The sequence below is a fragment of the Candidatus Arsenophonus phytopathogenicus genome, assembly GCF_056113345.1.
In genome coordinates this window covers 73,863-96,941 of sequence record NZ_JBUIOB010000007.1, presented here as the reverse complement: position 1 = coordinate 96,941, position 23,079 = coordinate 73,863, and the positions used below count along the sequence as shown (strand labels likewise).

Genomic DNA, 23,079 nt, shown 5'->3' with positions numbered 1-23,079 from the left:
TTGAGGGATATCCTTATGTCAAATTTAATCAACATCGAAACAAAAAACATCAACGGCGCATTAATCCAGACCGTTAATGCACGTGATTTACATGCGTTTTTGGAAATCGGTAAAGATTTTACCACATGGATAAAAGACAGAATTAAGCAATATGGATTTATTGAAAATCAGGACTACATAATTGTAGAAAATTTGAGCTCCCCAATTTCGGGGAGCGCGAATTCTAGACAGCAAATGCTTAAAGAATACGCAATTTCCCTCGATATGGCAAAAGAACTTTCAATGGTTGAACGTAACGAAAAAGGTAAACAGGCCAGACTGTATTTTATTGAATGTGAAAGACAGGCAAAAACGGCTACCCATGTTATTCCACAAACACTTCCTGAAGCGCTAAGGCTTGCCGCTGAAATGGCCGAAAAGGTTCAACACTTATCGTTAGTTAATAAAGAACAGCAAACCGAAATCGATAGTTTGAAAAACCTGTTCCAGGTGGGCATGTCACCTGTCCAGTTTTGCAAACAGCTTAATGGCGTAAACATTAATCAAGTCAACCTTTTTCTACAGGAGCGTCATTTTCTCTACGATGCAGAAAAGGATATCTACAAGTCTCATGTCTGGCGTGTGCATTCTTATGCAAGAGATAAATATTTAACCGAATCCCCCTTCATCATGACAAACGATTACGGGCAACGTCAGTGTTACAAAATCGTTCTGCTAAAAAGGGGGCTTCATGGCTATATCACCAATACCTCAAAGGTAAGCTACCCATGAAAAAAGACTGGAACGGTGAATTCACTCACAACAAATATAGTCAGGTGGCCTAAGATGACAATGAATCAGGACGTTATTATCGCGCGTATCATTGCCGCATCCAAAGATATTTTTGCCTGTGAAAAAGCCATCGTGACGCTGAAAGATATTTATCATTCGGCCATACGTCAATATTTGATTAAAAATGGCGACCCCAGAGCACATTGTGGTTCACTTAGCCCAGAAAAACCGGAATACGAAGGCGTCATCAAATATACAAATCGCCACTATAGGGCGTTAATGAAGAAAAAGCGTGAACTCTATAACGCGCATCGTCGCCACCGCAGAGCAACACAGGCACTACTCAAGCATCAATCAAAGAAAACGGACGAATAAAGACCGGATTCTACAAATTAATCACATCTGAATATCAATTAAGGGTTAAAAACATGAACCAGCTTAAACAGCAGGAGCTTCGCTACGTCTTAAATAGTGACAGTTTCGTTAAAAAAGATTCCATAAAAATCATCCCCACCTTGCTAATCATCGCGTTGGCAAGCCTCGTTTTATTGTTAGCAAGATAGGAAGTGATATGAACCCTTACGCCATGCAAGATTACGGGTACGAACAACAGCAAGAAATTGCTTATTGGGAAGACAGACTGGACGACGAAATCAGCGAACTTGTCCAGCCTGTTTATGACTGCCTACCTTCATCCGTCATGAGAAAACTCAGTAATGAGGATTTTGACGATATCTGGCAGGCGCTGTTTGACCATTTCAAAAATGAGCACATTCATCGATACAAAGCAATTCGAGCGCCTAAGAGGAAATATCTATGAGCGAAATACAACATACCGAAAAAGAAAAAAGTTTTCAACAGCAAGTTTGGGAAACGCTTTCTGCCATTAATGTTAACGAAAAAATAGAAAAGAAAAACGGACTTTCTTATCTCTCATGGGCATGGGCGTGGGGCGTATTAATGGCACACTACCCAGAATCTTACTATGTCATTGAACCCATGAACTATAACGATGATGGCAGTGCCATGGTGTCATTAACCCTCACCATTAAACAGGGTGATAACGAATTTCCCCGCAAAATGTGGTTACCCGTTATGGATTACCGGAATCAGGCGATTTCTAACCCTAACGCCGTTGATATCAACAAAGCGCTGATGCGTTGCCTCACTAAAGCCATTTCGATGTTTGGATTAGGGTTTTATATCTATGCCGGTGAAGATTTACCCGAACAGGAAAAAGTCGTGATACAACAAGAACAGGCACAACAAAAAGCCCGTTACGAGCAATTAATCAAGGAATTAAAAACCGCAGCAAAAGGGGGTGTTGAGTCGATGAAAACCCATTGGCAACAGTTAACACTAGAAGAGAAAGAAATTATTGGCGAAGAAAACAAAATGGCGATTTATCGCAATATTGCAATGAAAAATGAGGCTCATCATGAAGCAGAAAACGGACGAATGGTTTCAGGCAAGACTGGGGAAAGTCACCGCCAGCAATTTACACAAGGTGTTATCCAAAGGCAAGGGGACAACACAACGAAACTACCTCATGCTGTTAGTCTGTGAAACCCTGACCGGACGACGAGAAGAAATTAAAACCAGTCAGGCGATTGAACGAGGCATTGCCCTCGAGCCTCAAGCCAGAACACGATATTGCCTTAATGAGTTTGATGTCACGGTCACCGAAGTAGGCTTTATTCCCCACCCGACTATTGCGCTATTTGGCGCCAGTCCTGATGGCCTGGTTAATGATGATGGACTTATCGAAATTAAATGCCCCAACACCACTACCCACATTGAAACCATTATTACAGGAAAACCTAAATACGAATACCTGTTACAAATGCACGGCCAAATGATGTGCACAGGCAGAAACTGGTGCGATTTTGTCAGCTATGATGACAGACTTCCCCCCAACCTTGCTTACTATAAAACCCGAATTATCAAGGATGATGATTTAGTTAACGAGATTGAACAGGCCGTTCAAATTTTTATTGAAAAATTAAAATCAGAAATCAACAGAATTAATCAAAAAGTGGAGGCATCATGGCAAACCAGAATCAGTGTCACTTTACCGGACGCATCGGAAAATTAGAAGTCCGCTATACCCAGGATAAAAATCCCATATCCGTATTTTCTCTCGCTATCAGCAAATCAAGAAAAGACAACAGCGGTCAATGGATTGATGACACCACATGGATAAACTGCAAGGCATTTAAGCAAATAGCCGAATATATCAATAATTATGCACAAAAAGGCACATTTGTTCGTGTCACTGCCGCCTACAAGGAAAATAAATGGACAGATAAATCCGGTCAGCAAAGGATATCACCCGAATTTTTAGTCAATGACGTTGAAATATTGAGCAACCGGAAAGAAAGAAAACCGCAGGAAAGTCAAAGTAGACCGAATCTGCCAACCACTAACCAGCCAAACAGTAACGCTATTCATCAAACTGATTTTGAAGACGAATATATCCCCTTTTAGACACAGGAGCCCATCATGTGGATTTTAATCCTGGCCATGTACGCCAGCCCTTATGCATCAAGCAACTTTGCAAGTGTTCATACACAGGAATTTGATACTGAAAATATGTGTCAATTCGCTGCTAAACAGTTTGAGCAGGAATTTGAAACTTTCAAGGATATCAACGCCAAATCGATTTGCGTTAAGAAATAAACTAATTTCATCGAGGTTCAATTATGAAACTTAACATCATTAAATTATTAATCACGACATTATTGTTTATTAGTGTAGCGTTTGCCTTTGAGCTGATAGTAGAACATCTATCCCATGTTGATACAACACCACCGGCAATATTCCCCGAGATCAAATGGGGTAATGAAGCATTGAGCGGATTACAGTTAGACGGAAAAGAGATGGAGGACACATTCGTACTGTTAGGCACTATGGCATTGATTTGTATCATAATATTATGGCCTAAGCTAAAAAAGTAGTTCACACCAGAACGGCATTATCCCCCCATGATCAATATCGCTTAACAAACATCCATATTCATTCATCAATTAACTTTGAGGGATACCCTTATGTCAAATTTAATTAATATCGAAACAAAAAACATCAACGACGAATTAATCCAAACAGTCAATGCACGTGATTTACATCAATTTCTAGAAGTTGGCAAGGATTTCTCAAATTGGATTAAAGACCGTATTAAGCAGTACGGATTTGTGGAAAATATCGACTATATAGTTTTCGCCAATTCTGGCGAAAACCCCTTCGGAGGCCGTCCGGCAAAGGAATACCACATTTCCCTCGATATGGCGAAAGAACTTTCGATGGTTGAACGCAACGAGAAAGGGAAACAGGCAAGACAGTATTTTATTGAATGTGAAAGACAAATTTTACAGCCGTCATTACCGGGTAATTACATCGAAGCATTAGAAGCCCTGGTTATCTCTGAAAAGGAAAAATCGGTTATTACTGACCAAAGAGATGAAGCACTTCGGACAAAATCACAAATCAGTCGCACTCGTGAAGCTTCTGCAATGGGCAAACTTAGTGTGGCTACGCGTAAAAATAGAGAACTTACCGAACGACTAGGAGAAAGTGTTAAACATGCCACCATCACAGCCGTAAAGAATGCCACAGGGAAAGAATACAAGTTTACCCCACTTCGCAGATGGTGTCGTGAAAACCAGGTGGAAGCAACCGAAGTACCGGATATTCGTTATGGTCAGGTTAAGTCATGGCCTGCTGAATCATGGCTACAGGTATACGGTATCAATCTCAAATCGTTATTTGCTAATAGCAAAAGTATTCACTAGAAATTGACCACTATTTGGTATTTCCGAGCAACTTTAAAAAAGACCAGCGCAAGGCTGGCCAACACTAGGGAAAATGTTGCTGTTAACTAACACACAACGGCAATAATATTACCACAAATAATTCACATATGATCAATTTTTTAATCAAATTCACATTCATGTAATCAATAACCGGAGAAATCCTATGAATAACGTCCATCAATACCGAACAACGTTACATCATGTAAAAGCTGGTATACAGGTTATTTACCATGGTGAGATGATGAAAATAATTGGATTGAAGGCGAAAAAATTAACAAACAAGGGGTTGATATATCAATTTGATACCGATGGAGAAAGTAAAACATTAACCGGAAATGGCGGCAATAAAATCACTGTATTAGAAAAAATAGACGACTTGCATAAAAGTAAAAGCTGGTATGTTTAGGAGATGAAGTGAAGTATGACCTGATACTCGCAGACCCACCCTGGCAATATCAAAACAAAGCATCAAACGGCGCAGCACACAATCACTACAACACTACTGACTTCTACTCCCTCACCCGACTACCTATAGAAACCATCGTTAATAATAACTCCGTACTCTGCATGTGGTATACGGGTAACTTTGCGCTGGAAGCTATCCGGTTAGCCGAAGCATGGGGATTTAAGGTCAAAACCATGAAGGGATTTACATGGGTCAAGTTGAATAAGTTAGCAAAAGAGCGGATCTCCAAAGCTATCAAGGAAGCTAAGCTGTCTGATGCTAATGACTTTCTGGCATTACTCAATGCTGAAACACGCATGAATGGCGGTAACTACACCCGCAGTAATTCAGAAGACTGTTTGATTGCCATCAAGGGAAAAGGACTAGAACGCAAGGACGCTTCCATCAAACAGGTTATCTACGCCTGTCTCGGTGAACATAGCCAAAAACCTAAAGAAGTCCATTACCGGTTAGAGAAGCTCTACGGTGATGTGAAACGTATCGAGCTTTTTGCTCGTGACAAAGTGCAGGGCTGGGATCTATGGGGCAATGAAGCGCCTGAGAATAGTGTGAGTTTTTGAATGAGGATAAATAAACATGATTACTTTAGCGGAATGGAACGCTCGAAGGGACAGGCCACGCCGAATGGATACCGTCAGAATTTGGGCAAGAAATGGACTAATTCAGCCCCCACCCATCAAGGACGGTAGAGAATACCTTGTCGAAGAATACGCCGTCAAAGTCAACAGTCTTAACGAAATTAGCCATCAGAGTTTGTTATTACGAAGGATAGGTCATGACCAGAATCAGAAAAATAAAAAATCGGGATTTGCCCCCTAACCTGTACAAAAGAAATGGCTACTATTCCTATAGAGACCCGCGTACACGGAAAGAATACGGTTTGGGTAGAAACAAAGCCTATGCAATTAACGAGGCTATCAGTGCTAATCAGTTATTACTCAATACAGAGAAAGTAAAACCTCTAACAGAAAGGATCGATGGACAAGGAGCTGTCTATTTCCATGAGTTTTTAGATAGATATGAAGAAATATTGAAAACAAGGGGATTAAGGGAAAAAACATTAAAAGATTATAAAAGTAAAGTATTAGCGATAAGAAAAGGAATTCTTGACGCACCAATAGAAAATATTTCTACTAAAATAATTAGCGACTTTATTTATTCATATATAATGAACGATAAGCCATCGGCTGCTAAGCAAATAAGGGGAACTTTGAATGATATTTTCAAGGAAGCTCTTTACACGGACATCATAAAAATTAACCCTGTATCTCAAACAAAAAATCCAAAAATTAAAATTCAGCGAGCAAGGTTGTCTCTCGATGACTTTAATACTATTTTGAGTTTAATAAATGACGATCATCATTGGTTGAGTCAAGCAATGAAACTTGCTTTAGTTACGGGGCAAAGAGTATCTGATATTGCAAAAATAAAATGGAAAGATATATATGATAGGAAACTATGGATTGTTCAACAAAAAACCGAAACTAAAATAGCAATTCCTTTGGATCTTGAAATTGAGTCTACAAAATTAATCAATATTTTGAAAAACATTAATCATGTAGCTGACTTTGTTATCACAAAAAATAAAAAACAAATTACAGCAGTAAGAATATCAACCGAATTTGCAAAATTTAGGGATAAAACAAAGTTAACATGGGAAGGATCTCCCCCGACTTTTCATGAAATTAGAAGCTTGTCCGCAAGACTGTATACTGAAAAAATGGGTAGTAATTTTGCTCAAAAATTATTAGGCCATAAATCAGCAGAAATGACAGCTAAATATCAGGATGATAGGAATAATAGTTGGATTGAAATTTAAAATTATAGTGAGTGAATAATGAATTATTGTGATAATTGATTTCTATCTATCTGATATATAAGTATTTTAAATTCATGAAACTTATACCAAATAAGAATCACCAGAATCATCCAAAACTTTCCAGCTGTTATCTGGATCCTTTATTTGCATAACACTATCACAATTTTTTGATAGGCTATTTGTTGAAGCTTGTTGTGAAACAATGCCAAAAGTGCTTACCCCTAAATTTTTAGCAATATCATAGACACAGCCAATACCTTCAGGAGTCGCGCCGGCAACAATAAGTAAATTATGAATCCCATGCTCATCAATATTTTGTTTTATCTCTTTTGTTATATAGTCTTGTAATTTTTCTGTGTTTTCATATCCCATGCCAGAAAATCCACTAAAAACCATTACAAATTTATTGTCGATTTTTTTATCGATTTCTACTTTTATCGGATCAAAATCAGGACTGGAAGCAACGGAAGATTCAATATTATTGACACTAGCAGATTGCGATGAACTGATCATATTCTAATTGCTTTTAGAAAGCGGTTAACAGGAATAAAAAGAATCTAGCAAAATAGCCAGACCTTTTAAAGTAGTAAATAGTCTGAGATTTATTGTTATTCTTTTAATCTTCATAAATGTAAAATAGATAACCCATTATCCATCCACATGAATGGCAGATGCCAATTGCATCTATTTTTATAACTTAATGTAGCAGAAAGCGGGCAGGTAAAGGTCGCTCTGATAGCTCTTCATCGTCAATATCTTCTTGACCGCTATACAGTAGATCATTGTTATAAACTTCAAAAATAATAGCCGCCATCTGCTCTTCTGCTTGCTGAAGAAAACTGGAGAATTGATTACAAGTCATGCCAGCCAATAACGAAAAAGATTGACTAACCACTAGTTTAGGCAAATTTTCATCATTAATTTCCATAAATGCTTTCGCCGTTAATGAGCTGGCATTAATTTGGCTTAAATTTGCTAATAGGGTAATAATCGATGTCGGTTTGAGTTCAGCCAAAACAGAGAAAACTAATATGTTTTCAACAATATCAACTTTAGCATCGAAAATACCATCAATATTTTGCACATGTGGCAAATGCAATGCCTGGCAATTATCACATTCAAAATATGAAGTTTTGAGTTGAACAAGCCACTCTCGCAATTTAGCTATATCAGGGAAACAAATCGAATCCATTAATTAACCTTCTTTTACACAAAATACTAACAATTCTACCTAAGAAAATTCGCTATCTATCATCTTAAACCAAAAACAGACCATATTTTATCATGTTAAATCATATTTAACGAGCCATTCCTACTCACAATTTAATCCATCTTGCGATGATTACACTGCTTAGCTCTTAGCTTGCGTTGGTGATGTTCCGAACTATTTTTTTGTTGGTCAATGCCGAAAAAACTAAGCTTAGGCAGTGCGCGCCAAACAATATGAATGATGGCCGGTATCATACAACCAATTGCTAGCATAATCATAGCAAGCAAAACACCATTTTTCATAAATAAAGCAGCTAATTCAATATAGTTATCTATCACTAAATAGACCAATAACAATAATAAACCAATAACTTCGAGTATTATCACAAATTTAGGCATATCACCGAAAGAACGCATAGCTGATAATTTTTTTCTCATAACAATCTATGTTTCCTGTTAAAAAACACTATCCTGTTATATTAGGTAATTATTAACATTTCAGATAGCAATAAATATAAATTGTACTTTTTTTTGACGCTAACTATAGGCATAGTAATTGAACTGTAGATAATAAATAAAATTTAGTTGAAGGAGATATGATGTTTACTGTCATTTTTGGTCGCTCTGGTTGTTCCTATTGCGTCCGCGCAAAAGAATTAGCAGAAAAATTAAAACATGAACGTGATGATTTTGATTATAATTATGTTGACATACAAGCGGAGGGGATCACTAAAGCTGATTTAGCTACAAAAGCGGGTAAACCTGTTGAGACTGTTCCGCAAATTTTTATTGATGAGCAACATATTGGTGGTTGTACAGACTTTGAAGCCTATGCAAAAAAACATATTCTTTCATAATAAACTGATTTTATTAAAATTATTTTCTTTTTTTTAATTTTATATATTAAGTTTCAGGCACAAATCACAAAAGCATTTTTTGATCAAAAAATGCTTTTTTTCTTCTTTAAGAACTTTATGAATAATAAATAGTCTTAACTTATGCCACTGCTTTTCTTTGAATGTCCCCAAATTATTGAGGAATCCGATAGTTTAAATTACGTCCTATTTAAACTATCGGCTTTTTATTCATACTATCTAATCGACCTTGCAAGGTTACAATAATTTGACGTTCACCACCGTGATTACCAATATGGATACAAATTGCCGAAAATTAGGTAAAAAAAATATAACCGCGCAGTAAGAATTAAATAATATCCATTAAGACAGGATTTAAGTTTTATCTAAAATCTGGTTGCAAAATAAATGACTAGTTTTTCATAAAGAAGGTAGTTAATGAAAAACGTAGCTACAGTTCTTCTTTCTTCGCTTGTTTTACTCTTATTTACCCCGTAATCTGGCTGCCTAATAAATGACTAATTGTTCATAAAGGAGGTTGTCAATGAAAACGGTATGTAAATGTAAGGTCCTTCTTTCTTCACTTGTTCTACTCTCATTTTCTTCCATAGCAGCAAAAGATTTACATAATAAACTGATAATCCAAGCTATTCCCTCCTCAGAAGGTACGGTGGTGATTGAAGGACAGCCGAAGTATGAAAAAACGTTTAATGTTGTTGTATATAGTGTAATTGATCAGCCAATTGAATTAACCGGTGATGTCGGCTGCTACAAAGCGTTCGATGAAAAAAGCAAAGAGTTTGATGAGCGGCTGGTGCAGGCTGAGCTACTGGGAATATTGAAAGACAGCCCAAAAGCGGGAGAAGCCACCTTCGTCAGCGACGATGAATCTGTCTATAACGCCGAATTCGTAAAATGGTCTTCGCAATGCTAATCTCTGGCTAAACACACACAAATGGGTATCATTTGCAAGGGCTATATGATATATAAAATCTTTTATTATCATATTGTTATTATGTAAATGCGGGCCGCTTTAGCGGCCTTTTCGTATTTCACAATTTTATAAACCGTAGATCAGGCAACATTGAGCTGACGGGCAATTTCTGTTGGCCAATGCCTTTCTGATGAAGGGCCAACACAATGTTGCTATCGAAGGTACGCCTGCGGCCAAAACGATACTTTATAAACTTCATCTTCTGTCTATCTTGATTCGTGCGCGCCAGTATTCTCCGTCGTTAAATTTGAGCCACGGTACAGAGAGTGGTGCCGACTATTTTTCCCATTTCACCATCAGCTGCTTGTCCCGTCATCAACAAACCGGACGCCCACGCCCTGAGCATCAAATTCTTTTAATAAATGAATAAGTTTTATAAAAATATTACCAAACTTACTTTACCCTATGTAAAAAACATTTTACCCTTGGCTACCTAATATAAGTAATCAGGATACATATTCAATGAGGGCTCTACCTTGCTAAACGATATTAACTTAAGTTTGTTTAGTTTTATTAATGCCACCCCAATTACATCCATTGGTACATTAACACTTGCAATTTTTTTTGCTAAACGACCCATTCTTATATTTCCCTTAATTACCATTGCCTGCTGGCTTTGGGGATCATCGAAAAATCTAGTTCGCCAAAGAGTGTTTGTCTGTAAAACCGCTCTCGCAGTTATTATCGGTTTAGCTATTTCCGGTTTTATTGGCGCAATTTTCCCACAAGAACGACCTTTTATGTTGGGGATAGGCCAACATTTCCTTGCTCATGCTCCAACACCATCATTTCCGAGTAATCATGCTACTATTGCTTTTACCTTCGCTTTTGGCTTTTTATTCTGGTTAAGAAATTGGATTGGGCTGTTATTATTTATACCGGCGTTCACAATTGCGTGGGCTAGAATTTTTCTCGGGGTACATTGGCCTTTAGATATGGCAGGCGCATTTTTGGTTGCGATTATAGCTTGTGGAATTAGTCAAACAATCTGGAAAATTGGTGGCGATAAATTACTACCATATATAATAAAAGCTTATCAAATCTTATTTTCGCCTTTAATTAAAAAAGGTTGGATTAGAGATTGAATACTAAGATAATTTAAATATATACATAAATAGCCTCTGTTAATTTAATTCAATAATTTACCAATTTTAACGAGGCTATTTTATCACTCAACATTTTTAATAAGTTAAATAAGCAGATAATTATTTATGATAAGCGTTACCTAAATAAAATAACATTATCTGATTTTACTAAAATAGAATTAAACATTGCTAGATTTAATATTTATGCTATTTGTCATTTAAACTTAGGCTATTAATTTATAACGATTATATCTTAGATATGAAATCATTTCACTATGAAATCTAAACGGCAAGTTAATAAAAATAAACTATTTTTCGTACAAAAGTAAAAAAACAATAATATGATGTTTAAAATGAAAACAGCCAATAACCAACAATAAATCAATTAATGATTATAACTAAGTGAAAGCGGCAAATATTATCAGTAAATTGCCCGTTTATTTATATACATTATAAAAATTAATAAAAATATTTTTATCAAAAATTGAGCTTATTAACTGAATGATTAATCATATTTATTAAAACAACTTTTAAGTAAATATTAACTAAGAATAGCCAAATTTAACATAATAAAAACAAAAAACTTACACTAATTAACAACAAACTATAGATGATTATACTTTTGGGATGCTGATCACGGAACTTTATACCGATAAATAATAAGATTTTCGTCTGAAAAACTAAAATATAATTTTGACATATAAAACAAATAAAATTGATTCTAAACAGTGTTATGATAATGACACTAAACCATAATGTGGTATAGTATCGCAATTAACCTTTACTAGAATAATCAGTTACTTTATTTACATAAATTTTAGCTATATATTTTTTTATGTAGATAAAGAGCATTGTATAAATATACCTGCAATCATAATTATATTGACCGGTTTTCATACATTAAAAATTTACTATTTTTTGTTTCTCGTTTTATATTTTGGAGATTACCATGGATACAACTCGAGTTGATTCCATCACTTCCTCATATGCACACCAGGACGTAAAAGTTTGGCGTAAAAATGATACAGTTTGGATGCTAGGTTTATACGGCACCTCGATTGGTGCTGGTGTACTCTTTTTACCCATTAACGCAGGTATGAGTGGCCTATTACCCGTCATTTTAATGACGTTACTCGCATTTCCAATGACCTTTTTTTCCCATCGCGGTTTAACCCGTTTTGTATTATCCGGCTCAAAACCTAATGGCGATATCACTGAGGTTGTAGAAGAACATTTTGGCCGTTCTTCCGGTAATTGGATCACACTATTCTATTTTTTTGCTATTTATCCTATCTTATTGGTATATGGCGTATCAATTACCAATAATGTCGAGAATTTTATCGTTGAACTTCTCGGTTTTAATGCTCCACCACGCTGGCTATTAGCACTTATTCTTGTCGGTGGTATCATGGCTATTGTTAGCCTGGGTGAGAAATATATAGTCAAAATAATGAGTATGCTAGTATTTCCGTTTATTGCGGTTTTGGTGATATTTTCACTCTATATGATCCCTCACTGGCATGACGCTGCATTAGAAACACTTTCATTCTCCAATATTAATATGGATAGTACCGAAAATAACCAGAGTATGTTGGTTACGATTTGGTTAACTATTCCTGTTATGGTCTTTGCATTTAACCATTCACCTGTTATTTCTGCATTTGCCGTTGCTAATCGTAAAGAATATGGCCAGCATGCTGATCAAAAAGCTTCTCGAATTTTAGCTTCAGCACATATTTTAATGGTTATAACCGTAATGTTTTTCGTTTTTAGCTGTGTATTTACTTTATCTCCTGCTGATTTGGTAAAAGCAAAAGCGGCAAACATCAGTATCCTCGACTATTTATCTGGCTATTTCGATAAACCTTTTATTAAATTTGCCGCTTCACTAATTGCCTCCGTCGCAATTATAAAATCGTTCCTAGGACATTATCTCGGTGCGCGTGAAGGTTTTAATGGTTTGGTTGAACGTGCTTATCGGGCAAAAGGTAAAACAATCAATATCCAAAAACTAAATAAAGCAACTGCGATTTTTATGTTAGTCACTACCTGGTTAGTTGCTACTTTAAATCCAAGTATTCTGAGCATTATTGAAAGTTTAGGTGGACCTGTTATTGCAATTTTATTATTCATGATGCCAATGTACGCAATTAGTAGAATACCTGCTATGCGTAAGTATTCTGGTCAGATTAGTAATATTTTTGTAGTCATTGTCGGTATTATCGCTATTTCAGCTGCAGTATATAAATTATTTCTTTAACGTTTAATGATTTTGGGATGGCTTTCATTTATTGGAATAAATGAATTAGCTTTCCCAAATATCTTAAGGCCGCAATGTTAACTTAAACTCTTCGGCCAGCTTATTACTAAAAATTAGCGCCTTTAACAAGGAGGCGAATAAAATATGAGTAGTGTTTTTGATATTTTTAAAATTGGCATTGGCCCATCCAGTTCTCATACTGTCGGACCAATGAAAGCCGGGAAACAATTTGTTGATGATCTAATTGAAAAAGAGATTCTGACTTCTGTAAAGCGTATTAGCGTTGATATTTATGGTTCATTATCTTTAACCGGTAAAGGACATGCCACTGATATTGCCATTATTATGGGATTAGCCGGTAATCTACCCGATACGGTAGCTATCGATTCTATCTCCACTTTTGTTAAAAATGTTGAACAAACTCAGCGCTTATCACTTGCCAATGGACAACATGTAGTGGATTTTCCTACACAAGGTGGTATGAATTTTCATACCACCAATCTGCCACTGCATGAAAATGGTATGGTAATTACCGCTTTCGCAGCTGAAGATAAACTGTATAGTAATACCTATTATTCTATTGGCGGTGGTTTTATCGTTAATGAACAGCATTTTGGTCAAGAAAGTGGATCGCCGGTTAAAGTGCCTTATCCATACCAGTCAGCTGCTGATCTACAACGGCAATGTAAAGATACCGGCCTTTCACTTTCTGCACTGGTGATGCAAAATGAATTGGCGCTGCGTAGCAAAGAAGAAATCCAAACGCATTTCGATGCAGTTTGGCAGGTTATGCAGCAAGCTATCGAACGAGGTGTTAATACCGAAGGTCTATTACCAGGCCCACTTCGGGTACCACGCCGTGCAGCAGCATTGAGAAGAATGCTCGTCACCTCCGGTAATACGACGACGGATCCCATGGCGGTTGTTGATTGGATCAATATGTTCGCCTTGGCAGTCAATGAAGAAAATGCAGCCGGTGGACGAGTGGTTACCGCACCAACCAATGGTGCTTGCGGTATTATTCCAGCCGTACTTTCTTATTATGATAAATTTATTCGCCCCATTAACGAAAATTCATATACCCGCTTCTTTTTGGTTGCTGGCGTTATCGGCACCCTTTATAAAATGAATGCTTCAATTTCTGGTGCTGAAGTTGGCTGTCAAGGTGAAGTTGGTGTGGCCTGTTCTATGGCCGCAGCTGCGCTAACCGAATTAATGGGAGGTAGCCCTGCCCAAGTCTGTATCGCAGCAGAAATCGGCATGGAACATCATCTTGGGCTTACTTGTGATCCGGTTGGCGGTCAAGTCCAGGTTCCCTGTATTGAGCGTAATGCGATTGCAGCAGTTCAGGCGGTTAATGCTGCCCGGATGGCTTTACGTCGGGCCAGTGATCCGCGCGTTTGTCTGGATAAAGTGATTGAAACCATGTATGAAACCGGCAAAGATATGAATGCCAAATATCGTGAAACTTCACAAGGTGGGTTAGCGATTAAAATTACTTATTGCGATTAAACTATTTAATAAACTATTACAACAATTAAATAATAAGCCAGTTTTAACAACTGGCTTATTCAATGTTAATAAATTATTTTATTCACTATTATATTAGTATATATGTCAAACAACTTGCGGCACATATATGCTTGGGCATTGATTGCTGGTAGCCACTGGAGCACAGATATTATAAGCTGTAGATTCTTTATTTTTAAATTCTGATATTATTTGCCCCAATCTTTCCTCTCGCATATTAATATCAAATATATTTCCTTCAATAGAAAAGCTACTATAACTATCGATATTAATTATATTTATTTGATTATAATTTATATTTATTAGATTGTTATCAGTAGCAGATTTACGAGTTTGCACTCCCAATCTTGGGGCTAGATCTATCTGTGATTGCGTTGTTAGGTTTTCCTTGGTTTTCTCTGGACATACACACAGTTCTTCCGCCGATGGCGTTTTCACGGTTGAACTTTTCTCTGTTGGACTTTCCTTTGTTGAGCTTTCCTCCGTCAGCACTTGCTCTGGATACACCCACGGTTTTTCCACTGCCGGTGTTTCACATGATAACGCTCCCATTATATTAATATTGTGCTACACTACCATACTCTACTGCTGTTACCGTAATATCATTCTCTTTATTCGCGGTAACATCCTTAATAGTTTGAGCGACCGCTCTCTTTAGCCGTTTGTCTAATAGTATTCTTTTCACAGGTAGTAATATCGCCTATCTCTGTATTACCATGCTGTTTTGCTGTTGCCGTAATGTGGTTTTCTTTACCCGAGGTGATATTGCCAATCTGTGATTTACCACCATCCGCTACTACTATACTAATATTGTTAATTGCTCTAATTGTTACAACAGCTCCATTATCATTTACCGTTACAGAAGGACCGAATTTTATTTTTTCCTTTATTTTATTTTTCATCTCTCCTTTTAATTTATAATTTCTGACTTTGAATCTATCAGTATCCATTACACAAACTCCATCACAAGATTTTATTTAATTAACAATAGGGAATGCGGAATATCTTTGAGATAATCCGAAATAATTAATCGGAAAAATTAAAATAACTTAAATTAATGTATAATTATTAATTACTTTATTATACCAAAAACAATTATGAGTTAATTAATTTAATCTAGCAATGAAGTTTATCTGTAAATAAAAATAAATTTATAATGAATAAATAATATTATATTAAAATAACTTTTAAATATTAATTAAATATAAAGCTAATTTAATTTAATAACTATTTATTTTTATTAAAATTAATTATATAAAAAAACCCACAGGTCTTTTTTTATAATCTAACGGTTTAACTAACCAAATAATGCATGCCACCAACTGGAAATAGTGACAACAATATAGTCCCATAATCGACTGAAAAAACCGCCCTGCTCTATTGCTTGTTTCACTACGAGTGGGCATTTATCAATCAATTGATCATTTAAAAAGAAATTAATTGTCCCAACCACCTGATTTTTGCTTAATGGAGCTTCGAGATAATCTGAGTTCAGACTATAGGTCGCTTTTAGGTCTTGTTCTCTTCCTTTCGGGATAGTGATTACTCCATCTTTTTCAGTTCCCAATAATACCGTAGACTGGTTACCATACCATACCTTTTCAGTAGTAAATGGCTTATCTGCCATTATAGGAACAACGGTTGTAAAAAAACGAAATCCCCAATTTAGCAGCTTTTCACTTTCGGTAAAACGAATGCGATCACTCGATGCCCCCAGCACAACAGCAATCAATCGCATTGGGCCATTCGTTGCCGAAGTGATAAGATTATACCCCGCTCCACTGGTATGTCCGGTCTTGACCCCATCCACCTGCAAGCTTTTGCTCCACAATAAACGATTGCGATTGTATTGCTTAATTTTATTGTAGATAAACACTTTTTCGCTGTGTAATAAATACTCATCCGGCACATCTCTAATTAATGCTTTAGTCAATGCCGCCATATCGTGGGCAGTACTAAATTGGCCTTCTGAATCTAAGCCGTGTACGGTCTTAAAATGAGTATTTTTTAAGCCTAATGAGGTAACATACTGGTTCATGAGATCGACAAAAACAGTTTGACTGCCCGCAACATAATCCGCCAATGCAATACAAGCATCATTACCAGATTGAATGACAATACCACGATTTAAATCCAGCACTGAAACCCTATCGCCGGGTTTTAAAACATTAAAGAAGAGCCTCGTAAAACAGGATTACCGGTTGCCCAAGCATCTTCTCCTACGGTGACAAGATCATTAACGCTAATTTTACCCACTTTAATCACTTGACCCACTACATAACTGGTCATAATTTTTGTTAAACTAGCTGGATCTAAACGTTCATCTGGATTACTGGCTGTTAAAACTTTACCACTATGGTAATCCATCAGTACATAAGCTTTTACATCAAGTTGCGGTGTAACCTGCAATCCATCGGCATGAACATTCATCGAGGAAACAAAAATAAATAATAGACCTAATCCAATTGTCAAACGATTAATTATTTTCATCAAGCTCTTTTTCATTATCGATCTCCCGCGCTTTCTGATTAAAATATATCAAGTATGCTACTATAAAGAGCTTATAATGATTAAAGTTAGCTAAAAAACATAAAGAATATCGCTATCTTTGATCTACTACACAAATTGAGGTAGAAAAAATAGATTGTCAACTATTTCAGTTGATATAATTAAGATAATATAATTATTCGCCATAAGCAGAAAAGCCTTCAATAACTAATTTTTGGCGCTAACAGACAATTTTACAGACTGCCTAGCTGTAAAATATATCTTACAATAAATTCACTAATTATAAACTCATTGGCATATTGCCAGGATCAGGGTAATTATATTCAAAACCAAGCTCCTTACAAATACGGCTACCATCAATGATTTTTCCTATAATAGGCGTTAATTCAGCAATAAACTCTGGCGGTTGTAAAGCTACCCGTTGCGACGCCGCAGTATAATAAGATGATCTAACCGGATGTTCAGGTGCGCATAAATTATAAATATTGCCACCCTCTGGCCGTAATATTAATAATTTTATCGCAGTAATAATATCATCTTGATGAATAAGATTAACCGGTTCATTTCCTCCTGTTAAGGCTGTTTTACCAGCTAAAAACCGTCCTGCATGTCGAGCTTCACCCACCAAACCTGCTAACCTAAGAATATCTACCGATATATTTGGCAATTGGTGTAACCAATTTTCTACCTCAACCAGCGTTTTGCCTTCCTCGGTATTAGGATATAGCTTAGCATCTTCATTTAAAGTTCCACTTTGTGCACCATATACTGATGTTGAACTGGTAAAAATAATACGTGGTATAGCGTAGGAAAGCGCAGTATCAACTAAAAGTTGTACCGCTTTCAAATAACCAATACCACCTTCTGCGGTTTTATTGACCGGTAACATAATAACCAGCACATCCGTAGCATTCATTAACTGTTCAAGATCTTCGGCCTCACATTCAATATCTGGCGTAAACCGAAGCTGGTAACAATCAATACCTGACATTCTTGCTGCATTTACACCATCTGACGTGGTTTTACTACCAACCACTGCCATTCCTGAGCGCATTAACTCAAGTGCCAAGGGTAATCCTAACCAGCCTAAACCAATGATAGCGACCTTCTTCATAAATCTCACCACCTCCGATCAAGTCAGTAGTTACATTATACTTACCTACTTATTAATATAATTCAAAGATCACAATTCTCTAACAATAGTTAGTTATAAAATGAAGACTACATTGCTAATTGATAAATAGTGATCAAATCAGTCATATTAGCCTGAACAGGATTAGCTGCTGTTGAAACATAAGCCTCAACTGCATAGGTTAAAGAGTTCATACCTAATGCAGCAATAAATTCACTTGATAAACCTAGCATTAACTCTGGCTCAGTCACTGAAAGTAATGAGGTAATACGTGATCCGGCAATAGCCAAATTGATCAATTAATTTTTAGTTTGATCAAGCAATGGATTAAAATTATCGATATTTGAGGCGGAAGTTGTATTGATAGTAATTAAAGGCCATGGTTTTTTAATATTATCACTAATAAAAATGGCGAGATGAGATTGTAAATAAATCATTGCCTTAGCATAATCATAGGCAACCCCTTCACCAATTGAGACAATACAATCAATCTGATCATGTTGATAACAATCGATCGACTGCTTTACGATCTCTAACGATGACACCAATTTAGCATCAGTAAAAAGATGACTTTTAATCTTATTATGTAAAAAAACTCTGGTGACTTTTTCAACCAAACCACTTTTCATTAAAAAAGGATCAGTCACAATAAGCACTTGCTGATAACCATAATCCTTCATTAAATTTACCACATCGACTAAACACCCCCGGCCAATTTTATTAATAGTAGGAATGCAAAAAGTTGATGGCGGCATAGTAATTATCCTTAAGCTAAATAAAAAAAATAAACTTATCGTGATATCTAATGACAACCAAGCTATTTTTTCACAGTTAGCAATAAAAATCGCTTTATCAATCACTTAGTCAATTTATAGTTCTATAGTTTATTTATACTTTGAAACTTAAAAGGATTATTATATTTAATATTTTGGCATCTGTACGACATTAAATAGAGTATTAAGCTTATTGCCGATCAAATAATAAACAGCAAAGAATAGAGAACGGTGAGATAATTGAGGAATTTGTTATGTCTAAATTAAATATGTCATTATTAAATATGTCATTTCAGATTAAAAAATAAATAATAAAGCGCCTGAAAATGTTAGCTAACTATCAAGAGAAGATAAACGAATTAATGTTGTTTCTTTGAATGACGGAACTGTGCCTTCGATAATATGTTAAAAAGCTCGCCAATGCCATAAATTAATAACATAATGCCGCCCATCACGATAGGCGCCATACACAGTGCAAAAAGCATACTTTTTAAAATTTCTAGCATTGAGAGCCTCAGCAAAATAATGATCTATTCAATTACGTAAAATATGAACGTAACTAAATAGTAACCTTATAAGTTAGATTATTCTATTTATGTTCTCTTTTGAAGGCTAGCACTAGATATTTTCATTTTTTTACACCAATAATACGGTTAGTGACAGATATTACTATATTTTAACAATACTAATTCTCTATCAGCAGATATTTCTTAGAAACAATCAACAAGCCTTCATTCTATTCCCACTATTTGATATAACAAAAAGCAATAACACAATAAATTAATTAACCGTGTTTAGGCTAATAAGGCCATTTTATGGATATTTTCTTAACTTTAAAACGTCATGATCGGCTATTTGCTGACGCACGGCGGATCAACTTACTTCTATATATAAAATCTTCTGGTTCGATCAAGCAAGCAGCACAATTGGCGGGCATGTGTTATAAAAGAGCCTGGCATGCAATAAACGAAATGAACCAAATAGCCGATAAAGCGCTACTTGCGAGTGCAACTGGCGGTAAAGGTGGCGGGGGTACCACTTTAACACCCTATGGCGAACGGTTATTGCAACTCTATGGATTATTAAAACAGATCCAGCAACAAGCCTATCATGTGTTAAATGATGAAAATTTACCGCTCGATAGCTTACTGGCGGCAATTTCACATTTTTCATTACAAACCAGCGCGCGTAATCAATTTTTTGGTACTTTAATTGAGTATGATAACCACTCAATTCAGCAAAATATCAAAATTCAGTTAACTAATAGTAACACCATTATCAATGCATCATTAACCAAGCAAAGTAGCACACGATTACACTTAACTGGCTGGCAAAGAAGTTTTAATTTTGATCAAAGCGCCGACAATAAAATTGCTGCCACAACAAACAACAACTCCAGCAGCCGATAATATAATAATTGGCACGGTAGCTGATATTGAAAAAGATGATAAAGATAGTGAACTGAAGGTGAAACTAGAGGATGGATTATTACTTTGCTCAATCATGTCAAATCAAGAAATAGCAGAACAGAAGATAAAAATTGGCAGTAAAGTGACAGCGATTTTTGCCGCTAGCCAGATTATCATCTCAACACTACAATAATTACCTACCATAGCATCAGATTAATTTGATAAAATTTATTTTAAAATATAAAAAATTAATATGGATACCATACATATAAGAGAAGATTAACTACTTTTGATAGGAATCAACTAACTTCCGTATTTTCTTTTTAGTGCTAACAAAATTATTATATTTTACCTTTGCACATAATAAATCAAGTTTGGTATTGAGCGCCATCGATAACAGATTTTTTGAATCACTATCCATAATATTTTTATTGATATTCCAATATTTAATATCATCCATAATCATGACGTAATCTTTAATATATTTTTGATATTTAACCGGTTCAGTTTTTTTAAGTAGATTTAAATGATCAATACATTGATTATTTGTTGAGGAAATAATAATACCATTAAACAATATTCCAGATTTGTCAACTGGAGATTCAACTGCAGCTGTCTGACTATCGATATCGCTATTTTTTCTAGCAAAACCCGCACATCCTGTCAACATCATAATAGCGAATAATACACTAAACAAATTTTTTTTACTGTACATCATGTCATTGAATCCTAAAAATATTATTTTCTTTGATCTACACTAATTTACGAATGGTAAATTAACTGATAAAAGAAGTAAACAACTTTTTTATCTAACGATTAATAAAGCGATCTACCTCTCATATTAATCACCATAGCTTTAAAATATAGGTTGCCATCCGTGGCAGGTTAACTACGTCCTATAACTATTATTTAAGTTGAAATAAGTTTAATTTTGTTTGCTAATTAGAGTAACGATTTTATTTTTAGCAATTATTACAGCAAGTTGAAAATAATTAAAGCTACTCATTAGCGATTAAATTTTTACTTTATTTTCTCCACTCTATTATTTATCAATCCTGAATGCATATTCACTATGCATTCAGTTTTTACTAATTCATTAATTTAATTACCTTATTATTGTTTCTGGGGGAGCTTTAGAAATTGTCCCGACCGGATGGATATCTCCGGTATTACCATCCATTTCAAATACCTCCCACCATATACCGGTACCTGATATTGGTATGTCATATTGGTTGACTTTAGTACTACCATCTTTGTCTTTTTGGGCAATAACCACTTTGGCATGAGATCCAGTAATTTCAGGATTTTCGCTATGATTCTTAACTACAAAACGATAACGCCCTGAGTTTAACTGTTTAATGGTAATTGTTTCAGGACCAAAACCATTTCTCCCATCAATATCCAGAACTGCACTCTTATCAGGCACCTCTTTTTTATTAAAATACACAGTGAATCGAGCACCAGCATTTGTATCTCCCCATAAATAAGCGTCTAAATCATCAGGTTTCGCACCCCCAAGATAAGACAATACACGCATAATCATTACCCAACTAAGGTATCAGAAGAATTCTCTGTAACTGCTGATCTGGCTTAGTAATGTCAAGCTTATAATTAATATAATTTTTCGCCTTAGTTTTCAGGGTATAAGGTTGGTCAAGCACATCACGGATAGAGAATTTTCCATTGCCATCACTTTGTACCTTATATTTAGGTTCTGAATCACTATCTGAGGTATAGAGTTCAACTATCGCATCTTTAATCGACTTATTGGTTGTCGCATCTGCAACGACGCCGTCCAAGTTAAACTCACGAAGAAAATTGACTGTCTTATTTGCTTTAATCTCTTCATCATCGCCTTTTTTAGCCGAAACCTGTACCTCAGTAACGGTATTTGTAGTACTGGTCAAGGTGATTTTAGCTTTACCTTCAGGGTCAGTTTTACTCTCACCTTTATCCGATAAGGTAACCTTATTACCCGCATTATGCTGCCATTTTAAGGTAATCTCCGGCACCGGATTATCGTTGGCATCCTTAACCACAGCGGTAAAGGTAAAGTTATCGTTACCATTAGCCACTTTACTGGTATTAGCACCATCCAATGTCACCTATTTTAATACCACGGTGTTACTATCAGCGATTAAAGTAACATTAGTTTTGATAGCGAATTCCTTGTCATTAACCTTCACCTTAATGGTATTGACACCGACCGTTTTTCCTTTCAATTTAGCAGTATAAACTCCTTCATCATTCTCTTTAACTTCATCGAATTGGCTGTTCGCCAGACTGGGCTCAAATTTCACTACTTGGCCTTCAATCGGATTATCATTAGCATCCATTAATGTTAACTTTAAGGTTGAAGTCTGTTTATCATCAGCAACAATAGTGGCAGGCTCGGCGACGAGTTCAGATTTATCTACGCTAGGATTTTTGCTATCTGCCGTTAAAGTTACTGTTACCAAC

At 35.9% G+C, this 23,079-nt stretch carries 31 protein-coding genes and 3 pseudogenes; 19 read left to right on the top strand and 15 right to left on the bottom strand.

Features of this window, described 5'->3' with window-relative positions; genetic code table 11:
• The first annotated feature begins 15 nt into the window (after positions 1 to 15).
• The 13 genes from AC01GB_RS01290 to AC01GB_RS01230 all read left to right on the top strand — a co-directional run bounded on the left by AC01GB_RS01290 (position 16) and on the right by AC01GB_RS01230 (position 6,865).
• Entirely contained in the window at positions 16 to 771 is a 756-nt protein-coding gene (locus AC01GB_RS01290) for an antA/AntB antirepressor family protein (RefSeq protein ID WP_474449918.1), read from the top strand.
• A gap of 54 nt (positions 772 to 825) precedes the next feature.
• A complete protein-coding gene (locus AC01GB_RS01285; RefSeq protein ID WP_474449917.1) occupies positions 826 to 1,146 on the top strand; it encodes a hypothetical protein in 321 nt (106 codons plus the stop codon).
• Between the two features lie 196 nt (positions 1,147 to 1,342).
• Positions 1,343 to 1,591, top strand: coding sequence for a hypothetical protein (locus AC01GB_RS01280; protein WP_474449779.1), 249 nt, complete (start codon positions 1,343 to 1,345; stop codon positions 1,589 to 1,591).
• On the top strand, positions 1,588 to 2,337 hold the full coding sequence (locus tag AC01GB_RS01275) for a Sak single strand annealing protein (protein WP_474449916.1): 750 nt from the start codon (positions 1,588 to 1,590) through the stop codon (positions 2,335 to 2,337). The genes AC01GB_RS01280 and AC01GB_RS01275 overlap by 4 nt, the downstream gene beginning before the upstream one ends.
• Positions 2,246 to 2,866: a lambda exonuclease family protein gene (locus AC01GB_RS01270; RefSeq protein WP_474449804.1), complete on the top strand. Its 621-nt coding sequence runs from the start codon at positions 2,246 to 2,248 to the stop codon at positions 2,864 to 2,866. The genes AC01GB_RS01275 and AC01GB_RS01270 overlap by 92 nt, the downstream gene beginning before the upstream one ends.
• Positions 2,818 to 3,258 carry a single-stranded DNA-binding protein gene (locus AC01GB_RS01265; protein WP_474449915.1) on the top strand — a complete coding sequence of 147 codons (441 nt, stop codon included), beginning with the start codon at positions 2,818 to 2,820 and terminating at the stop codon, positions 3,256 to 3,258. Before AC01GB_RS01270 ends, AC01GB_RS01265 begins: the two co-directional genes overlap by 49 nt.
• A 15-nt stretch (positions 3,259 to 3,273) precedes the next feature.
• Positions 3,274 to 3,450 carry a hypothetical protein gene (locus AC01GB_RS01260; RefSeq protein ID WP_474449914.1) on the top strand — a complete coding sequence of 59 codons (177 nt, stop codon included), beginning with the start codon at positions 3,274 to 3,276 and terminating at the stop codon, positions 3,448 to 3,450.
• A gap of 23 nt (positions 3,451 to 3,473) precedes the next feature.
• The gene (locus AC01GB_RS01255; RefSeq protein WP_474449913.1) at positions 3,474 to 3,728 is read left to right on the top strand and encodes a hypothetical protein; all 255 of its coding nucleotides are present in this window, start codon (positions 3,474 to 3,476) and stop codon (positions 3,726 to 3,728) included.
• Between the two features lie 90 nt (positions 3,729 to 3,818).
• The gene (locus tag AC01GB_RS01250) at positions 3,819 to 4,559 is read left to right on the top strand and encodes an antA/AntB antirepressor family protein (protein ID WP_474449912.1); all 741 of its coding nucleotides are present in this window, start codon (positions 3,819 to 3,821) and stop codon (positions 4,557 to 4,559) included.
• Positions 4,560 to 4,743: 184 nt separating this feature from the next.
• On the top strand, positions 4,744 to 4,986 hold the full coding sequence (locus AC01GB_RS01245) for a hypothetical protein (protein WP_474449911.1): 243 nt from the start codon (positions 4,744 to 4,746) through the stop codon (positions 4,984 to 4,986).
• An 8-nt stretch (positions 4,987 to 4,994) separates the two neighbouring features.
• Positions 4,995 to 5,606 carry an MT-A70 family methyltransferase gene (locus tag AC01GB_RS01240; RefSeq protein WP_474449910.1) on the top strand — a complete coding sequence of 204 codons (612 nt, stop codon included), beginning with the start codon at positions 4,995 to 4,997 and terminating at the stop codon, positions 5,604 to 5,606.
• Between the two features lie 16 nt (positions 5,607 to 5,622).
• Positions 5,623 to 5,865 (top strand): excisionase, encoded by a 243-nt coding sequence (locus AC01GB_RS01235; protein WP_474449909.1) that lies wholly within the window; start codon positions 5,623 to 5,625, stop codon positions 5,863 to 5,865.
• Positions 5,822 to 6,865, top strand: a complete 1,044-nt coding sequence (locus AC01GB_RS01230; RefSeq protein WP_474449908.1) for a tyrosine-type recombinase/integrase — start codon at positions 5,822 to 5,824, stop codon at positions 6,863 to 6,865. Before AC01GB_RS01235 ends, AC01GB_RS01230 begins: the two co-directional genes overlap by 44 nt.
• An 81-nt stretch (positions 6,866 to 6,946) precedes the next feature.
• Here AC01GB_RS01230 and AC01GB_RS01225 read toward each other — a convergent pair whose 3' ends face one another.
• The 3 genes from AC01GB_RS01225 to AC01GB_RS01215 all read right to left on the bottom strand — a co-directional run bounded on the left by AC01GB_RS01225 (position 6,947) and on the right by AC01GB_RS01215 (position 8,512).
• Positions 6,947 to 7,378 (bottom strand): hypothetical protein, encoded by a 432-nt coding sequence (locus tag AC01GB_RS01225; protein WP_474449907.1) that lies wholly within the window; start codon positions 7,376 to 7,378, stop codon positions 6,947 to 6,949.
• A 184-nt stretch (positions 7,379 to 7,562) separates the two neighbouring features.
• Complete coding sequence (locus AC01GB_RS01220) at positions 7,563 to 8,057, bottom strand: YbjN domain-containing protein (RefSeq protein WP_474449906.1); 495 nt, start codon at positions 8,055 to 8,057, stop codon at positions 7,563 to 7,565.
• Between the two features lie 131 nt (positions 8,058 to 8,188).
• Entirely contained in the window at positions 8,189 to 8,512 is a 324-nt protein-coding gene (locus tag AC01GB_RS01215; protein WP_474449904.1) for a DUF1418 family protein, read from the bottom strand.
• 161 nt (positions 8,513 to 8,673) lie between these two features.
• Between AC01GB_RS01215 and AC01GB_RS01210 the strand changes: the two genes are divergently transcribed.
• Positions 8,674 to 8,931: a GrxA family glutaredoxin gene (locus tag AC01GB_RS01210; RefSeq protein ID WP_474449942.1), complete on the top strand. Its 258-nt coding sequence runs from the start codon at positions 8,674 to 8,676 to the stop codon at positions 8,929 to 8,931.
• Between the two features lie 541 nt (positions 8,932 to 9,472).
• Positions 9,473 to 9,862, top strand: a complete 390-nt coding sequence (locus AC01GB_RS01205) for a DUF4354 family protein (RefSeq protein WP_474449903.1) — start codon at positions 9,473 to 9,475, stop codon at positions 9,860 to 9,862.
• A 140-nt stretch (positions 9,863 to 10,002) separates the two neighbouring features.
• On the opposite strand, the pseudogene AC01GB_RS01200 reads toward AC01GB_RS01205, so the two are convergent.
• Positions 10,003 to 10,293: pseudogene (locus AC01GB_RS01200) on the bottom strand (recombinase family protein); the annotation flags it as partial.
• A 105-nt stretch (positions 10,294 to 10,398) separates the two neighbouring features.
• Between AC01GB_RS01200 and ybjG the strand changes: the two are divergent.
• The 3 genes from ybjG to AC01GB_RS01185 all read left to right on the top strand — a co-directional run bounded on the left by ybjG (position 10,399) and on the right by AC01GB_RS01185 (position 14,779).
• The gene (gene ybjG / locus AC01GB_RS01195; protein WP_474449901.1) at positions 10,399 to 11,007 is read left to right on the top strand and encodes an undecaprenyl-diphosphate phosphatase; all 609 of its coding nucleotides are present in this window, start codon (positions 10,399 to 10,401) and stop codon (positions 11,005 to 11,007) included.
• A gap of 949 nt (positions 11,008 to 11,956) precedes the next feature.
• Complete coding sequence (locus AC01GB_RS01190; RefSeq protein WP_474449900.1) at positions 11,957 to 13,267, top strand: serine/threonine transporter; 1,311 nt, start codon at positions 11,957 to 11,959, stop codon at positions 13,265 to 13,267.
• A gap of 144 nt (positions 13,268 to 13,411) precedes the next feature.
• Positions 13,412 to 14,779, top strand: coding sequence for an L-serine ammonia-lyase (locus tag AC01GB_RS01185; protein ID WP_474449899.1), 1,368 nt, complete (start codon positions 13,412 to 13,414; stop codon positions 14,777 to 14,779).
• Between the two features lie 105 nt (positions 14,780 to 14,884).
• Here AC01GB_RS01185 and AC01GB_RS01180 read toward each other — a convergent pair whose 3' ends face one another.
• The 7 genes and pseudogenes from AC01GB_RS01180 to AC01GB_RS01150 form a co-directional block, all read right to left on the bottom strand.
• Complete coding sequence (locus tag AC01GB_RS01180; protein ID WP_474449898.1) at positions 14,885 to 15,319, bottom strand: hypothetical protein; 435 nt, start codon at positions 15,317 to 15,319, stop codon at positions 14,885 to 14,887.
• Between the two features lie 107 nt (positions 15,320 to 15,426).
• Positions 15,427 to 15,747, bottom strand: a complete 321-nt coding sequence (locus AC01GB_RS01175) for a hypothetical protein (RefSeq protein ID WP_474449897.1) — start codon at positions 15,745 to 15,747, stop codon at positions 15,427 to 15,429.
• 347 nt (positions 15,748 to 16,094) lie between these two features.
• Positions 16,095 to 17,302: pseudogene (locus AC01GB_RS01170) on the bottom strand (serine hydrolase).
• A 283-nt stretch (positions 17,303 to 17,585) separates the two neighbouring features.
• Positions 17,586 to 18,419, bottom strand: coding sequence for an SDR family oxidoreductase (locus AC01GB_RS01165; RefSeq protein ID WP_310511198.1), 834 nt, complete (start codon positions 18,417 to 18,419; stop codon positions 17,586 to 17,588).
• Positions 18,420 to 18,526: 107 nt separating this feature from the next.
• Entirely contained in the window at positions 18,527 to 18,736 is a 210-nt protein-coding gene (locus tag AC01GB_RS01160; protein ID WP_474449896.1) for a hypothetical protein, read from the bottom strand.
• On the bottom strand, positions 18,737 to 19,192 hold the full coding sequence (locus AC01GB_RS01155; RefSeq protein WP_474449894.1) for an iron-containing alcohol dehydrogenase: 456 nt from the start codon (positions 19,190 to 19,192) through the stop codon (positions 18,737 to 18,739).
• Positions 19,193 to 19,569: 377 nt separating this feature from the next.
• Positions 19,570 to 19,716 carry an AcrZ family multidrug efflux pump-associated protein gene (locus AC01GB_RS01150; RefSeq protein WP_474449892.1) on the bottom strand — a complete coding sequence of 49 codons (147 nt, stop codon included), beginning with the start codon at positions 19,714 to 19,716 and terminating at the stop codon, positions 19,570 to 19,572.
• Positions 19,717 to 20,025: 309 nt separating this feature from the next.
• On the opposite strand from AC01GB_RS01150, the pseudogene AC01GB_RS01145 reads away from it, so the two are divergent.
• Positions 20,026 to 20,812, top strand: a pseudogene (locus AC01GB_RS01145) (TOBE domain-containing protein).
• Between the two features lie 90 nt (positions 20,813 to 20,902).
• Here AC01GB_RS01145 and AC01GB_RS01140 read toward each other — a convergent pair.
• From AC01GB_RS01140 to AC01GB_RS01125, 4 genes are all read right to left on the bottom strand, one after another.
• Positions 20,903 to 21,337 carry a hypothetical protein gene (locus tag AC01GB_RS01140; protein ID WP_474449891.1) on the bottom strand — a complete coding sequence of 145 codons (435 nt, stop codon included), beginning with the start codon at positions 21,335 to 21,337 and terminating at the stop codon, positions 20,903 to 20,905.
• A gap of 387 nt (positions 21,338 to 21,724) precedes the next feature.
• A complete protein-coding gene (locus AC01GB_RS01135; RefSeq protein WP_474449890.1) occupies positions 21,725 to 22,156 on the bottom strand; it encodes a hypothetical protein in 432 nt (143 codons plus the stop codon).
• Positions 22,157 to 22,169: 13 nt separating this feature from the next.
• Entirely contained in the window at positions 22,170 to 22,724 is a 555-nt protein-coding gene (locus tag AC01GB_RS01130; protein WP_474449889.1) for an Ig-like domain-containing protein, read from the bottom strand.
• On the bottom strand, positions 22,725 to 23,078 hold the full coding sequence (locus AC01GB_RS01125) for an Ig-like domain-containing protein (protein WP_474449888.1): 354 nt from the start codon (positions 23,076 to 23,078) through the stop codon (positions 22,725 to 22,727). It lies immediately after the preceding gene.
• Position 23,079 lies beyond the last annotated feature (1 nt).

What these genes read in the sequence shown, in the direction of transcription:
- AC01GB_RS01290 (WP_474449918.1), top strand. Translation starts at nt 16, where the DNA reads ATGTCAAATTTAATCAACATCGAAACAAAAAACATCAACGGCGCATTA.
- AC01GB_RS01285 (WP_474449917.1), top strand. Translation starts at nt 826, where the DNA reads ATGACAATGAATCAGGACGTTATTATCGCGCGTATCATTGCCGCATCC.
- AC01GB_RS01280 (WP_474449779.1), top strand. Translation starts at nt 1,343, where the DNA reads ATGAACCCTTACGCCATGCAAGATTACGGGTACGAACAACAGCAAGAA.
- AC01GB_RS01275 (WP_474449916.1), top strand. Translation starts at nt 1,588, where the DNA reads ATGAGCGAAATACAACATACCGAAAAAGAAAAAAGTTTTCAACAGCAA.
- AC01GB_RS01265 (WP_474449915.1), top strand. Translation starts at nt 2,818, where the DNA reads ATGGCAAACCAGAATCAGTGTCACTTTACCGGACGCATCGGAAAATTA.
- AC01GB_RS01260 (WP_474449914.1), top strand. Translation starts at nt 3,274, where the DNA reads ATGTGGATTTTAATCCTGGCCATGTACGCCAGCCCTTATGCATCAAGC.
- AC01GB_RS01255 (WP_474449913.1), top strand. Translation starts at nt 3,474, where the DNA reads ATGAAACTTAACATCATTAAATTATTAATCACGACATTATTGTTTATT.
- AC01GB_RS01250 (WP_474449912.1), top strand. Translation starts at nt 3,819, where the DNA reads ATGTCAAATTTAATTAATATCGAAACAAAAAACATCAACGACGAATTA.
- AC01GB_RS01245 (WP_474449911.1), top strand. Translation starts at nt 4,744, where the DNA reads ATGAATAACGTCCATCAATACCGAACAACGTTACATCATGTAAAAGCT.
- AC01GB_RS01235 (WP_474449909.1), top strand. Translation starts at nt 5,623, where the DNA reads ATGATTACTTTAGCGGAATGGAACGCTCGAAGGGACAGGCCACGCCGA.
- AC01GB_RS01230 (WP_474449908.1), top strand. Translation starts at nt 5,822, where the DNA reads ATGACCAGAATCAGAAAAATAAAAAATCGGGATTTGCCCCCTAACCTG.
- AC01GB_RS01225 (WP_474449907.1), bottom strand. Translation starts at nt 7,378, where the DNA reads ATGATCAGTTCATCGCAATCTGCTAGTGTCAATAATATTGAATCTTCC.
- AC01GB_RS01220 (WP_474449906.1), bottom strand. Translation starts at nt 8,057, where the DNA reads ATGGATTCGATTTGTTTCCCTGATATAGCTAAATTGCGAGAGTGGCTT.
- AC01GB_RS01215 (WP_474449904.1), bottom strand. Translation starts at nt 8,512, where the DNA reads ATGAGAAAAAAATTATCAGCTATGCGTTCTTTCGGTGATATGCCTAAA.
- AC01GB_RS01210 (WP_474449942.1), top strand. Translation starts at nt 8,674, where the DNA reads ATGTTTACTGTCATTTTTGGTCGCTCTGGTTGTTCCTATTGCGTCCGC.
- AC01GB_RS01205 (WP_474449903.1), top strand. Translation starts at nt 9,473, where the DNA reads ATGAAAACGGTATGTAAATGTAAGGTCCTTCTTTCTTCACTTGTTCTA.
- AC01GB_RS01190 (WP_474449900.1), top strand. Translation starts at nt 11,957, where the DNA reads ATGGATACAACTCGAGTTGATTCCATCACTTCCTCATATGCACACCAG.
- AC01GB_RS01185 (WP_474449899.1), top strand. Translation starts at nt 13,412, where the DNA reads ATGAGTAGTGTTTTTGATATTTTTAAAATTGGCATTGGCCCATCCAGT.
- AC01GB_RS01175 (WP_474449897.1), bottom strand. Translation starts at nt 15,747, where the DNA reads ATGGATACTGATAGATTCAAAGTCAGAAATTATAAATTAAAAGGAGAG.
- AC01GB_RS01165 (WP_310511198.1), bottom strand. Translation starts at nt 18,419, where the DNA reads ATGAAGAAGGTCGCTATCATTGGTTTAGGCTGGTTAGGATTACCCTTG.
- AC01GB_RS01155 (WP_474449894.1), bottom strand. Translation starts at nt 19,192, where the DNA reads ATGCCGCCATCAACTTTTTGCATTCCTACTATTAATAAAATTGGCCGG.
- AC01GB_RS01150 (WP_474449892.1), bottom strand. Translation starts at nt 19,716, where the DNA reads ATGCTAGAAATTTTAAAAAGTATGCTTTTTGCACTGTGTATGGCGCCT.
- AC01GB_RS01140 (WP_474449891.1), bottom strand. Translation starts at nt 21,337, where the DNA reads ATGATGTACAGTAAAAAAAATTTGTTTAGTGTATTATTCGCTATTATG.
- AC01GB_RS01135 (WP_474449890.1), bottom strand. Translation starts at nt 22,156, where the DNA reads ATGCGTGTATTGTCTTATCTTGGGGGTGCGAAACCTGATGATTTAGAC.